The organism is Microcoleus sp. A6-C6 (assembly GCF_036705955.1).
In the GTDB taxonomy this organism is placed as follows: domain Bacteria; phylum Cyanobacteriota; class Cyanobacteriia; order Cyanobacteriales; family Microcoleaceae; genus Microcoleus.
This window is the reverse complement of sequence record NZ_JAUBVR010000064.1, coordinates 1-14,298: the sequence shown is the minus strand read 5'-3', so window position 1 is coordinate 14,298 and position 14,298 is coordinate 1. Positions and strand designations below refer to the sequence as shown.

Genomic DNA, 14,298 nt, shown 5'->3' with positions numbered 1-14,298 from the left:
CCGCCTACCCAGAATTCATCAATTAAGTTTTGGCGCCGCCTCCTACTACAAATAAGAGGTGGGCTGCACCTTCCAGATTTGTATCAGCGCGTCCTATTTCTTTATGGTCTACATTATAAATGTGACCATTATCTATTTTACCGATAAAATTATCCGCTGAGTGATAATTATATTTATAGACTTCTCCATTGTCTTTGAAGTAACCCACTTCCCACCCAGATGAATTATACATGGAATGGCCTCGAACATCACCGACATCAACGGTGTGACCGTTGAGCTGATGCAGATAAATGTGCCCGTTATCCCGGATATCTATGTGGGGGCCGTTCATGGTACGATCGCCCCCAGGAACAGTTGCATAGGACGAGTTGACTGTCCAAATTTGTTGATGATATAAATCTAGGGCTGATATTTGATGCAAGTCATGGTGTTGGTGATGGTCTGCCCATCCAGCTTGAGTGAAATCTGGTAAAATGTCCGGTTGGCTGGTGTGGATAAAATTAGGTGGTTGAGAATAGTCCGGTAAATGATTTTGTGGTAAATTCAGGTCTGAATGTTGAACAGTCTGCGGCGTGTCGATGCCTAAAAATTGCAGAAAATCCTTGAGTTGAGATTGCGGGTTATTGTGTCCGGGATCTGGCAGGGCATTATTCATGGCGAGTCACCAAAATAATAATTATGTACCGATTGTAGTGGAGAAATCAATAATTATCCAGGAATTACGCAAACTTTGATTGCACCAGAAAGAATTAGTTTAACGCCTCTTCCTGTTAGGTAGAAAGTAAAAGAAAACTATTGATTACGATCGTCCTCTGCTTTCCAGTTAGAAGTCGCCCTCATCATTCAACTGTCAACGATCGACTGTTGAACAACCTCTAAGCATCCGCGTCCATCCGTGTTTATCTGCCTTCATCTGCGGTCAAAAAAAATCTTCTGCCCTGAATGTAACTAAAAAATGATTTTATCCACCAAATTATCCAAAACAATTAAAAGGCAACTAAAACTAGCTGCTTGCATTTTACTTGCGTTAAATCTGCTAATATTAAGTGGTTGTCAAAATATCCCCAAAAATAGCGATCGAATTAAACTCACACTGTGGCACGGTATCAATCCCCCGCCAAATCGCGATGTATTTAAGACTCTCACCGACAAATTCAACCAAACACATCCCCACATCCAAGTAGAACAAATTTACATCGGTCAACCCGACCAACAACTGCCAAAAATCCTCACATCAATTGTCGGAAATGCACCGCCAGATTTGCTGTGGAATACTCCCACAATGGCCGGTAAACTAGCAGAACTAAATGCACTTCAACCCCTAGAAAACTGGCTCGACAAATCCCCAATCAAAGCCGAAATCGATCCGTCACTCTTCGAGTCAATGGAACTCGGCGGACACACTTGGTCAATTCCCCTAGCCACCAACAACACAGGAATATTTTACCGTCCCAGCTTGTTTGCCGCAGCCGGAATTAAAGAAGTGCCGCAGAATTGGGCGCAATTAAAGCAAGCAGCCCGATCGCTCACACGAGACACCAACGGAGACGGACGCACAGATCAACACGGCATCGTGCTCCCCCTAGGCAAAGGAGAATGGACAGTATTCACCTGGCTGCCATTCATGTTCAGCGCAGGTGGCGAACTCAAGGCCCAAACACCTCAAACTCCTGTACCCCAAATAGACAATCCGGGTTCTCTCGCGGCCTTGGAATTGTGGAAGGACTTATTGACAGAAGGTTCAGGAATACTATCAGCACCGGAGCGTGGTTACGAACTCGACAACTTCATCGCCGGCAAAGTTGCAATGCAAATCACCGGGCCGTGGACTCTAGCACAATTGCAGCAAAGCGCGATCGACTACGCAGTGATGCCTATACCCGCCCTCAAACGCCCCGCAACCGTTGTTGGTGGTGAAAACTTATTTTTAATGAAAACCTCGCCAGAACACGAAAAAGCAGCCCTTGAATTCTTAGAATACGTTCTTGGCGAAGAATTCCAAACAGCCTGGGCATTGGGCACAGGTTACTTGCCAATTAACTTAAAATCAAGACAGAGCAAAGCTTATCTAAGTTTTGTCGAAAAAACCCCTGTTTTGAAAGTATTTTTAGCACAAATGAACTCAGCCCGATCGCGCCCAATCATCTCAGGTTACTCTCGCGTGTCAGAAAACCTTGGCCGCGCCATAGAAGCAACTCTTCTCGGCCGCAACCCCCAAGACGCTCTTAAAGAAGCTCAAGAGCGTTTGACACTAACTTTAGATATTGCAAAGTGAGGTACAGATTTGTCAGTGGTCAGTGGTCAGTGGTCAGTGGTCATTGGTCATTGGTCATTGGTCATTGGTCATTGGTCATTGGCAAGAGAAATGGCGATTATTCACGAAATTCGAGAATCACTCTATTGCAACAATCAAAGGGAAATAGAGAATGTTTTTTTGATGTAAATTCTCCGCTTTCACTGTATTCGAGGAAAGACTTCAAACCTCGATTAATTGGTTGAAAATCTCATGAAAATCATTCCCGCCTGCACTTCTAGTCAGAAACCGGGTTTCTTGCCACTAACTTACCTAAAATCTGAGATTTAGCTTCACTGTTATCGGCTTATTCGGTATAGCAACCGCCCAGACAGTGAAGACGTTCTTAATTTCGGAAACATGAGTTATTATATTACTTCTTCCTTCTTCCTTCTTCCTTCTTCCTTCTTTCTTCTTTCTTCTTCCTTCTTCCTTCTTCCTTCTTCCTTCTTCCTTCTGCTATATTATTGAGAATGGTGCAAAATGTTAGGATGAATTGAGTTGCGATCGCCCGACACGAAAAGACACCCGCAGTGGCTCGGTCATAAATCTTTAACAAAAACCAAAAATTAACCCACCGAATGCTGAGCCATCACCGATATATTAGCAAAAAAGGGATGCTCCCGAAATTTATACCCAGATGCGATCGCACAGCAAAAAAACCGAACCCTCAACCGCTCCACAAAAAGTTATATCGGTTCTCAAAAAAAGTGAGGAGAGCCTCATGCCCTATGCCCTATGCCCTATGCGGTTCGCGTACCTAATATGAGAGCTCGAAAGGCTAGATCTCAACAGATTCTCCCCCTACCTACCACCCATGACCTACGATCACCTAATAGAAGGATTTTCCCTACCCTGTGCCCGTCCCGTGCCACCTACTGAGACCCCAACAACCGTTAACCTTTTCCCCAAACGACAATGCAGAAAAAGTTCCTTAACGCCATCAAAGGACATTCCTGGCGGTACTTCCTCGCAGTAGGGGCGATCGCCCTAATCTACTATTTGGCATCACAATTCGCAATTTCCACCCTCACCCTGAGTTCAGAAATCTACCCCATGTGGCCAGCAGCAGGAATTGCCCAAGTCGCCCTGCTGCTGTTCGGGCGGCAACTGTGGCCGGGAATTGCGATCGGAGGCTTCCTGTTCAGCATGAGCGCACCGTCGACCAACATCGCCACGGCATTGATCTCAGCGGGCGCCAGAACCTTGCAAGCGTGGACGGGAACTTATCTGCTACAGCGAATTAACTTTAGCGCCGGACTCGATCGGCTCAAAGACGTTTTAGGAATAGTCGGACTAGCAGCCTTCGCATCTACCCTGATCAACTCCACCATCGGCAGCATCATCGTGTGCCTGACTGGTTTATCTAAGTGGAGCAATTTTGGCACAATTTGGGGGACTTGGTGGGTAGGAGACGCGATGGGAATTTTGCTCGTCGCCCCGCTGCTGCTGACCTGGCGCAAATTGCCCAAAGTCCCAACTAATCCCAAACAGATAGCTGAACGAGCGATTTGGCTGTTGCTGTTGCTAGCAATCGGCTGGCTCGTCTTCTGCTCCCGCACCCGCGCCGCCTACGCCCGCTACCCCCTGGAATACTTACCATTTCCCCTAGTAGTTTGGGCTGCCTTTCGATTCGGCCAGCGCTACACGGCCCTCTCCAACTTCATCCTCTGCGGCTTCGCCATCTGGGGCATAGCCAGAAGCAGCGGCCCCTTTTTCAAACACGCCAGCAGCATCCCCCAAGCACTGTTATCCCTGCAAGCCTTCATCGCCGTCATCGCCGTCACAGGCTTAGTCTTGGCCGCCACCGTCGCCGAACGCAACCAAGCAGAAGCCTCGCTGCGCGCCAGCGAAGCCAGCCTCGCCAACGCCCAGCGCATCGCCCAGCTAGGAAACTGGGACTTAGACCGCAACAGCCAGCATTTGCGGTGGTCAGAGGAAATTTATCGCATCCTGGGACAGCAACCGGGAACTTTTGAACCCAGCCTCGAAGCCTTCTTGAAATACGTGCACCCCGAAGACAGAGAATTGGTCAAAAGCTCGATCGAAGCCGCTTTATTTCAGCAACAGCCTTACACCATCGATTACAGGCTCCTACTCCCCGACGGCAGCAACCGCACAGTCTGCGAACAAGCAGCAGTCAACTCCCTCTACATCACCAGCACCGTCCAAGACATCACAGACAGAAAGCGGGCCGAAGTCGCCCTGCGTTCTTCAGAAGAAAGATTTTCCAAGGCTTTTCACGCCTCCCCAGTCGGCATCAGCATCTGCACCCTCACAGACGGACGCTTCCTCGATGCCAACGAAAGCTTTTTGCGCTCATTAGGCTGGCGGCAGCACGAATTTATCGGTCGCACCGCCAACGAATTAGGAATGTGGGTCAATTCAGAAGACGGGCGGCGGCTTGCCCAGATGTTGCAGGAACAAAATTCGATCGGCAACCAAGAAATCAAAATTCGCACCAAAGCCGGCGAATTGCGCGACTGGCTGCTCTCTCTAGAACTCATCGACCTCGGCAGCAGTCAGTGCGTTTTAATCATGACTAGCGACATCACCGAACGCTTGCGTTCCGAAGAATTCCGGCGGGGAAAAGAAGCCGCCGAAGCTGCAAATCGATCGAAAAGCATTTTTCTCGCCAATATGAGTCACGAACTCAGAACTCCCCTCAACGCCATCATCGGCTACAGCGAGCTCCTGCAAGAAGACGCGCGAGATATTGGTGCCGAAGAGTTCATCGACGACCTCCAAAGAATTAGCACGGCGGGCCAGCACTTACTAGCGCTAATTCAAGATATTCTCGACTTCTCTAAAATTGAAGCAGGCCGCATCGACTTGCACATCGAAACCTTCACCATTTTAAATCTGGTTGAAGAAGTAGTCGCCATGATCGCGCCGATGGCAGACAAAAATAGCAATATCTTAGAAATACAATGCCCTGAGGATATTGGCTCGATGCAGAACGACTTAACTAAACTCCGCCAGTCCCTGCTCAACCTCCTCAGCAATGCCTTGAAGTTTACCTCATCGGGCGCGATTACTTTCAGCATTACCCGCTGTGCCGAAACCCCCGCCGAGACTGCCCAGAGACGCAAAAAAATTGGAGCCTATAGAGGAATTAGCCCATCTGAAAATAGCTCCTCTTCCTTATCTTCCTCTCAAGATCGGATTGTTTTTACAGTCAAAGATAACGGCATTGGCATGAGTTCCGAACAGTTAGCCAAAATCTTCGATCCTTTCACCCAAGCCGATTCCTCAACTACTAAGAAGTATGGTGGCACTGGTTTAGGGCTGACAATTACTAAGAAATTCTGCGAAATGATGGGCGGAGACATTACCGCATTCAGCGAGTTGGAGAAAGGTTCTATTTTTACAATTCGACTGCCAGCTATGCTGGTCGAAACTTCGTTCTTCCTAGAAAAATCTGATCAATAATAATTTTTGTGAGTAGTCGGTGTCTGCCAATTTTATTAGCTTCCGCAATTTGCTAATTCTTTCGCTACCAGCTAAAAAACTCCAATCATTTTATCATACCCGAAATACTCTCGATCCATCAACCCAGTTTTTTCACTTAAATCTAGCTATCCCCAAAAGCGAGTTGTGGTGCAGAATGATTTTTTTTAGCGTCATTTAACTTGCTCTGATGATACATTTTTTGAGTGAATTCGATATTCCGATGATTGGCTTGTTAACAATCTAAATTTATTTGATAATACAGCAACCGTCAAGAGGGCTAGGATGTTATGAATTGCTAAGATTGTCATTTTTATTGATTCTTGTTCCGGGATTTTGTTATAAATAGAAGTAGCACATTTTTAAATATTTTGGATAGAAATGCTCCAGATCGCCTGATCCATAAAATTTGTGATAGAGTTCGATCGCCTACCTGTTCACTAAATATCTACCTGCGTATATATACTATTAATTTAAAAGATATACTGTAAAAAGTTGCCTTCCCAGCGCCAGAAATTATGCATCCCCACCTCCAGCGCCAACTCGAACAGCTCGGTTTAGCCGGCGAGTCCCCCCCTCCCACTGCCGAGCAGTGGCAGCTATTCTTAGAGCAGGTAAGTTGTAGCTACGATGGCGCTCCAAGTCAGCAGCAACCGCTGGCGCTACAGGATTTGACATCCTCGCCCCAATCCCCTCAAGATTCTCCAACAGCTTCAGAATTCGATCGCCTGCGATCCACTGTCAACACTTTAGGGGCGGGATTGTGTATCCTAGACGGCAACGGGTTGGTGATCTCGGTGAATCCAGAGGCTGAGCGCTTGCTGGGGTGGCGAGAGTCGGAACTTACAGGCGTGGCGCTGCTAGAGCGCATCGCCAGTCAGCAACAGCAAGGCAAGAAATCCCCAGTTTTGACGGATCGGAAACAGAAACGAAGCAAAAGTGCAGATGGGGCGATCGCACCTACACTATCTTTACAACAGGCGATCGCCCACCGTCAACCTTGCAGCAATTGGGACGACGAGTTTCTCTGTCGCGATGGCAAAATCTTACCAGTTTCCTATTTTTTCAATCCCGCAATTGATGGGAGCGAAATATCAGTTTTGGTGTTTTTTGACATGACAGAACACAAGCGATCACTCTCGATGCTGCCAGCAGTTATAGAATCTACCGATGCCGGAATTCTCGCGGTTGACAACAACGGCAATGTATGGCATTATAATCAGAGATTTGTCGAGATGTGGGGTTGGTCTGAAGCAGCAGGAAAGTTGAGCATATCGCCCACAAGCTCAATCAAAAACAACATCGCCACAGGATTCTCCTTCGCCAGAGAACAATTAAAAGACCCCCAAGCATTTATCCAAAAGGCGATCAAAGTGTCGGCAGATCCAGATACTCAAATCAGCGAGATATTAGAATTCAAAGACGGAAGATTTATCGAATTTAATTCATTGCCATCAAAAGTCGGAGCGAACATAGTCGGCAGAGTCTGGAGCTTTCGAGACGTTACCGATCGCCAAAAAGTAACACAATCTTTGCAGAATCGAGTAGAATTCGATGGGTTGATTGTCAGTTTGTCAACCGATTTGATCGGCCAGCTCGGATCGGAAATAGACAAAGGCATCGATCGCACTCTCGAAGCAATCACCCAGTTCAGCGGCTTTGATCGCAGTTACATCTACCTGTTATCTTTCGACAAAACTCGCGCCCACAAAACCTACGAGTGTTGCTGCGACGGCATTGAGTTAATAACAGATAGCACCGACAAAGAAATAGACATCGCACAAATTCCTTGGATTGCAGAAAAGCTCGATCGCGCCGAATGCCTGCACATCAGAGAAATCAGCGAACTTCCGCCCGGAGTCCAAGCCGAAATTGCCCGGTTGATAGGCAAAAATTCAGCAGAATTCCTGACTGATTCCCCATCCCAAACAGCGATCGCACATTCCCGAAAAACTAAATTAAAAAAACCGCAAGAAAATCCGCGATCGCTAATCATTATTCCGCTAATGTGCGGTAAAAATTTAGTAGGATTTCTCGGATTAGACAGTTGCAAACCCGCAGTCGATCGATCGACCGAAATATCCACTCCTCTAAAAATGGTAGGAGAAATGCTCGCCAATGTCCTAGAACGCCACCGCGCAGCAACAGTTTTAAGACAAGCCGAAACCAAATACCGCAGCATCTTTGAAAACGCAGTCGAAGGCATATTCCAGACCGCCCCAGACGGATGTTACCTCAGCGCCAACCCTGCACTAGCCGGAATTTACGGCTACGAAACAGTCGCTCAACTGCTCGCCGAACTCGCAAACCTCAACCGCCAAATTTACGTTGACCCCAACCGACGGGCGGAGTTTGTAGCCCAATTAGCCGCGCACCACCAAATTTCAAAATTTGAATCCCAAATATACCGCCGAGACGGCAGCACGATCTGGATTTCCGAAAACGCCCGCAGCATCTGTGACGAAAGTGGCAGGGTTTTGTACTATGAAGGCACAGTCATTGACATCACCCATCGCAAACTTGCAGAATCCGCCATGCAATCGGCCCTAGAAGTAGCAGAATCAGCCAACCGGGCAAAAAGCACATTTCTCGCCAACATGAGTCACGAATTGCGCACGCCCCTCAATGCCATTATCGGCTATAGCGAAATGCTGCAAGAAGAAGCCGAAGACTCTGGCGATCAAACCTTCGTCTCAGACCTCGAAAAAATCCGCACCGCCGGCAAACACCTGCTGTCGATGATCGATGACATCCTAGATATATCTAAAATTGAAGCAGGTCGAATGGATCTTTACTTAGAAAACTTCGACATTTATAACTTAATTGAAAGCGCTGTCGCCACGGCCAAGTCGCTAGTCGAAAAAAACGGCAACACGGTAGAAGTTTACTGTCCAGAAAACCTCGACACCATGCACGCCGATATGACCAAAGTCCGGCAAGTGCTACTGAACCTGCTCAGCAACGCTGCCAAGTTTACCAAAAACGGGAAAATTGCGATCGGAGTCGAAAGAATTACAAATGAACAATTAAGAATGAAAAATCAAGAGGAATCTGCCCAAATTTTAATTTCCAACTCCGAATTTTTAAGTTTCCGCGTCACCGACACCGGCATCGGCATGACACAAGAGCAATTGCAGCGAGTTTTCCAACCTTTCACCCAAGCAGATGCCTCGACTACCCGCAAGTACGGCGGCACGGGTTTGGGACTAGCTATCAGCCAGCGCTTCTGTCAGATGATGGGTGGCAACATTGAGGCAAGCAGCACCTTGGGCAAAGGCACTACTTTCACGGTACTTTTGCCCAGCGTCATCAAACAGCCGGAAATCGCCAACCAAGTCCGCGACAGCACTAGGGTAGCAGATGCACCTGCTGTCGGCACGGTACTGGTAGTTGACGACGACCCTATCTCCCAGGATTTGATCAAGCGTGCCCTGGCTCGCCAAGGACTGCACATAGAAGTCACCGGTAGCGGCGAGGAAGCCCTGATGCTCGCTAAGCAACTGCGGCCAGACGCGATTACCCTGGACGTGATCATGCCCGGAATGGACGGCTGGGCGGTGCTTTCCGCCCTGAAGGCAGATCCTGATCTTGCCGAAATTCCCGTAATCCTGCTATCCTTTGTGGGCAACAAAAGCCTCGGCTTTGCATTGGGCGCTTCGGACTACCTCACCAAACCAGTGGACGGCAAACGACTGGTTGCTTTGTTGAATAAGTACCGACGCGACCAGGACGGCGTTGTGGCTCACAGTTTGTCCTGTCAGATTTTAGTTGTGGAAGATGATGATGCCACCCGCAAAATACTGCGGCGCATACTAGAAAAACAAGGCTGGGCTGTGGCGGAAGCTGACTGCGGACGCACTGCTCTCGAACAGCTAGCGGTTGCTCGCCCCCACCTGATCTTGCTGGATTTGATGCTGCCAGAAATGGATGGTTTTGAGTTGATTGCTGAACTTCGCAAGTCGCATTCTGAAGATCCTATACCGATCGTCGTAATTACCGCTAAAGACCTGACTACCGCAGAAAGTCAGCAACTCAACGGTTATGTCGATCGGGTTTTACACAAGGGAGTCTACAGTTGCGATACTTTACTACGTGATGTTCGTTCTATAGTGAATGACAGGCTCGATCGCAGGTACGACTCGAAAGGCAAGGAGAACACCAATGGCTAAAATCCTGTTGGTCGAAGACAACGAAATGAATAGAGATATGCTTTCTAGGCGTCTGGCCCGCAAGGGACATGAGGTTTTTATTGCAGTTGACGGTGCTGAGGGGGTTTCGATGGCCCTCGACAAAGTACCGGATTTAATTCTGATGGATATGAGTCTGCCAGTGCTTGACGGGTGGCAAGCCACGCAGAAAATTAAGGCAGATCCTTCAACTAAAACGATTCCGGTGATTGCGCTGACAGCTCACGCAATGGCGGGCGATCGTGAAAAGTGTTTAGCGGCCGGGTGCGACGATTATGACACCAAACCGGTGGAATTTCCCCGACTTTTGAGTAAGATCGAAACGCTTCTGAAAGAGGCCATGCAATGAAAACTGGCGAAGGCAGCGTCCTGGTTGTTGACGATAATGAGGTGAACCGCGATTTGCTGGCTCGCCGACTTCAGCGTCAAGGCCACACGGTGACTGTTGCTGAAGATGGTGTGCAAGCTCTGGCACTGATGCGAAGCGAGCCGTTTGATTTGGTGCTTCTGGATATTATGATGCCGTTAATGAACGGCTATCAGGTGCTGGAAAATCTGAAAGCTGACGAGAATTTGCGCCACATCCCGGTGATTATGATTTCGGCGGTGGACGATATCGATAGTATTGTCCGCTGTATTGAGTTGGGCGCGGAGGATTATCTTTCTAAACCTTTCAATCCGGTATTGCTGAAGGCTCGGATTAGCGCTTGTCTGGAAAAGAAGCGGCTGCGGGATCAGGAACAGACGTATTTGCGGGAGTTGGCGCTGGAAAAGGAAAAGTCAGAGCGTTTGCTGCTGAATATTTTACCAGGCCCGATCGCACAACGCCTCAAACAAGGGGAAATTACGATCGCCGACAGTTTCGCTGAAGTAACAGTAATGTTTGCCGATTTGGTCGGTTTTACGAAGCTTTCGGCTCATTTGTCGCCGGCGGAGTTGGTAGAATTGCTCAACGAGATTTTTTCGGCTTTTGATGAGTTGGCCGATCGCTACGGACTTGAGAAAATTAAGACGATCGGCGATGCTTATATGGTGGTTGGCGGTTTGCCTAAGGAGACTAACGACCACGCCGAAAAGATTGCAGAAATGGCGATCGACATTCTAGCAGCAATCGCTAAGATTCGCACCAAGGGAGGACAGCCGCTCAGCATCCGCATCGGCATTCACACAGGCCCGGTGGAAGCTGGGGTAATCGGTACTAAAAAATTTACTTATGATTTGTGGGGAGACACAGTAAATACGGCTTCCCGGATGGAATCTCAAGGCGTACCGGGCGGCATTCAGGTGACAGTTGCTACCTACGAACGCCTGCAGGACAAGTACGTTTTTGAAGAGCGTGGCGTGATTCCAGTGAAGGGAAAAGGCGATATGATGACTTATCTGCTTGTGGCCAGAAAAGGCTAATTAGTCATTAGTCATCAGTCATTGGTCATTGGTCATCGGGTATCGGTAACTAATATCAACAGTCAACAGTCAACAGTCAACAGTCAACAAATGAACGTAAATTCTAATCTTTTAATGTACGCTCAATGGGCGGGAATTCTGACAGCGGCTTTGTTTGTTTTAACAATCATAGCATTTATATTCAAATGGGGTTTTCGCTTCCGATTGGTAGGAGTGAGCAGCTTTATGGCCGTAATTGCTGCGAGTATATTCGGTCTCGGTTTGGGATTGTTTACCCGCACAGAAATTCCCGGCGCAGTTCGCTATTCTTTAGTTTACGATACTGGCGGCGCTCAAACAGTAGTTACCGTGCCGCCTACTATCACCGAATCGGAATTAGAAGCAACGATGCGGCAAGTGGCTGCGGATTTGTACTCTCCAGGGCGCTCTGGACGCGGAAGAGACTACATGACAATCCGAGTTCGGACGATCGTACATCCCGAACCTGGTTTGTCTCAGCCGCTGTTTTTGGGTGAAGTGAGGCGATCGCTGGCGGTTAGGTATGATGAGAAAATGGCGATCGACATCTTCCCCGAAAAAGTCGCAACTCTGAAAAAATACCAAGCCTAAAAGTAGGGTGCAGCAGCATTCTCATACATCTTGTAGGGGCGGGTTCACCAACAATAATTGCCTCAATACCGACAATCTCGTAAACCCGCCCCCACCCAACGGCAAATCCCTCTACTTCTAAGCGCAGAGCCTCGTAATCAATTACTATCGAAACGATTCAATGTTGAGTCGAGGAATAATAAAAGAATGATTGCAACCACCAAACAAAAAGTAAGTTTTAACGAATTTATTGAAATTTGCCCGGAAGATGGTGTCTATGAATGGGTGAACGGAGAGATTGTCAAAATGGCAACTACCAGAAATCACGATGACGTTGCTGAATTTGCAGACAGACAGTTTTATCAAGAGTGCGATCGGCAAAAACTCAACTATGTAGTAAAACGCGGCATCACTATCAAAACTACCACAAAAGAAGGTAGAGATCAAGGACGAGTTCCTGATGTCAGCGTAATAGATCGCACTTCGTGGCGTGCCCAACGCAAATCTTACACCGCACTCGAATCGCCGATTCAGTTAGCTGTCGAGGTAGTATCAACTAATTGGGAAGATGATTATGTTGACAAGCTAGATGAATACGAACGTTTGGGTATTGCTGAATACTGGATTATTGATTATTTGGCAATTGGGAAAAGAGAGTATTTGGGAAACCCGAAAGTTCCGACGGTATTTGTTTTTTCGCTAAATGCTGAAGGGAAATATCAGCGTACTCTGTTTCAAGGTGATGAACAAATTGTTTCGCCGACTTTTCCCGAATTGGTTGTGACGGCGAATCTGGTATTGTTAGCTTAGTCGTAGGGTGTGTCGCCATGAAAAATCCTTAACAAAAAATCGACAATCTCATAGCGACGCACCTGACAAAATAGTGATTGTTAGGTGCGTCAGGGCCGAAAATTTTAACCACTTACTCAAGCATTCCCCCCTGATGCACCCTACGGTTATACTTTGAAAATTGAGAGTTTGATGAAGAGGAATAAATGATGAATATAGAAGATGAACAAACTTTAAATGACCAACAAAAACTGGAATTACTGAGAATTCAAGCTTTAATTGATGAAGCTGGGCAAACACCAGAACAAAAAGCTAAATTGTTTTTTGAACAAGCTTTACTTTATGGCTATTCTCAACAATATGCAGAGGCGATCACCTTCTTCGACAAAGCCTTAGAAATCAAACCCGATTATCACGAAGCCTGGTATTATCGGGGCAATACACTGTATAATTTAGGAAGATTTGAAGAGGCGATCACCTTCTTCGACAAAGCCTTAGAAATCAAACCCGATTATCACGAAGCCTGGTATTGTCGGGGCAATACACTGTATAATTTAGGAAGATTTGAAGAGGCGATCGCATCCTACGACAAAGCCTTAGAAATCAAACCAGATGACCACGCAGCCTGGTACAATCGGGGCAATGCACTGGCTCAATTAGGCTTGTGGGAAGAGGCAATAGCCAATTACGACAAAGCTTTAGAAATCAAACCAGATAAAGACGAAGCCTGGAACAATCGGGGTAATGCACTGGCTAAATTAGGAAGGGTTGAAGAGGCGATAGCTTCCTATGACAAATCTTTAGAAATCAAACCAGACCACCACGCAGCCTGGTACAATCGGGGTTCTAAACTGGCTCAATTAGGCTTGTTTGAAGAGGCGATAGTCTCCTGCGACAAAGCCTTAGATATCAAACCAGATAAACACGAAGCCTGGTACTATCGGGGCAATGCACTGGCTCAATTAGGCTTGTTTGAAGAGGCGATAGCCTCCTACAACAAAGCCTTAGAAATCAAACCAGATTATCACGAATCCGGGAACTATCGGGGCAATGCACTGGCTAAATTAGGCAGATGGGAAGAGGCGATAGCCTCCTACGACAAAGCCTTAGAAATCAAACCAGATTATCACCAAGCATTTTATGATAAAGCTTGCTGCTATGCGTTATATAGTGAGGTTGACTTATCTATTCAAAACTTGCAGCGGGCGATCGATCTAAATCCTGACGAATACCGAGAAATGGCAAAAACTGACTCGGATTTTGACAAAGTGCGATCGCACCCTCAGTTTCAAGCCTTGATTGAAGAATAGTTCGTTAGCGAAGCCCTCGAAGAGGATCGCACCTAACGCGGAATTGGGGCGATCGAATTTCTGTTACTGGATCGATCAGCAATCAGGCTGCACTAGGTTAAACTTCTTCATCGATGTTAGATAAAATGTCTTCCAAATCCCGATCACCATGCAAAACCCGAAGAATTTCTACCCGATCGTCCTGAATTTGGTAAAAGATTAGGGTAGTGATAAATATGTAGTGATTAGATATTCATTGGCTCAAAACATAGTTGTAATGATGGATAAAATACCAAAT

The 14,298-nt window shown here is 47.1% G+C and carries 10 protein-coding genes; 8 read left to right on the top strand and 2 right to left on the bottom strand.

Annotated features, from left to right (window positions below; translation table 11 throughout):
* Positions 1 to 22 precede the first annotated feature (22 nt).
* A complete protein-coding gene (locus QUB52_RS21875; protein WP_332974756.1) occupies positions 23 to 655 on the bottom strand; it encodes a hypothetical protein in 633 nt (210 codons plus the stop codon).
* 300 nt (positions 656 to 955) lie between these two features.
* Between QUB52_RS21875 and QUB52_RS21870 the strand changes: the two genes are divergently transcribed.
* The gene (locus QUB52_RS21870; RefSeq protein WP_332974755.1) at positions 956 to 2,275 is read left to right on the top strand and encodes an ABC transporter substrate-binding protein; all 1,320 of its coding nucleotides are present in this window, start codon (positions 956 to 958) and stop codon (positions 2,273 to 2,275) included.
* A gap of 391 nt (positions 2,276 to 2,666) precedes the next feature.
* On the opposite strand, the gene QUB52_RS21865 is transcribed toward QUB52_RS21870, so the two are convergent.
* Positions 2,667 to 2,852, bottom strand: coding sequence for a hypothetical protein (locus tag QUB52_RS21865; RefSeq protein ID WP_265233390.1), 186 nt, complete (start codon positions 2,850 to 2,852; stop codon positions 2,667 to 2,669).
* Positions 2,853 to 3,211: 359 nt separating this feature from the next.
* Here QUB52_RS21865 and QUB52_RS21860 point away from each other — a divergent pair, with 359 nt between their 5' ends.
* The 7 genes from QUB52_RS21860 to QUB52_RS21830 all read left to right on the top strand — a co-directional run bounded on the left by QUB52_RS21860 (position 3,212) and on the right by QUB52_RS21830 (position 14,021).
* Positions 3,212 to 5,725: a sensor histidine kinase gene (locus QUB52_RS21860; RefSeq protein WP_265233389.1), complete on the top strand. Its 2,514-nt coding sequence runs from the start codon at positions 3,212 to 3,214 to the stop codon at positions 5,723 to 5,725.
* A gap of 536 nt (positions 5,726 to 6,261) precedes the next feature.
* Entirely contained in the window at positions 6,262 to 9,912 is a 3,651-nt protein-coding gene (locus QUB52_RS21855; RefSeq protein WP_332974754.1) for a response regulator, read from the top strand.
* Positions 9,905 to 10,279: a response regulator gene (locus tag QUB52_RS21850; RefSeq protein WP_265233387.1), complete on the top strand. Its 375-nt coding sequence runs from the start codon at positions 9,905 to 9,907 to the stop codon at positions 10,277 to 10,279. Before QUB52_RS21855 ends, QUB52_RS21850 begins: the two co-directional genes overlap by 8 nt.
* Positions 10,276 to 11,334 (top strand): adenylate/guanylate cyclase domain-containing protein, encoded by a 1,059-nt coding sequence (locus tag QUB52_RS21845; RefSeq protein WP_332974752.1) that lies wholly within the window; start codon positions 10,276 to 10,278, stop codon positions 11,332 to 11,334. The genes QUB52_RS21850 and QUB52_RS21845 overlap by 4 nt, the downstream gene beginning before the upstream one ends.
* Positions 11,335 to 11,424: 90 nt before the next feature.
* Entirely contained in the window at positions 11,425 to 11,943 is a 519-nt protein-coding gene (locus QUB52_RS21840) for a Ycf51 family protein (protein ID WP_332974751.1), read from the top strand.
* Between the two features lie 186 nt (positions 11,944 to 12,129).
* Positions 12,130 to 12,732 carry a Uma2 family endonuclease gene (locus QUB52_RS21835; protein ID WP_332974750.1) on the top strand — a complete coding sequence of 201 codons (603 nt, stop codon included), beginning with the start codon at positions 12,130 to 12,132 and terminating at the stop codon, positions 12,730 to 12,732.
* A gap of 185 nt (positions 12,733 to 12,917) precedes the next feature.
* Entirely contained in the window at positions 12,918 to 14,021 is a 1,104-nt protein-coding gene (locus QUB52_RS21830) for a tetratricopeptide repeat protein (protein WP_332974749.1), read from the top strand.
* The last annotated feature ends 277 nt before the right edge of the window (positions 14,022 to 14,298 follow it).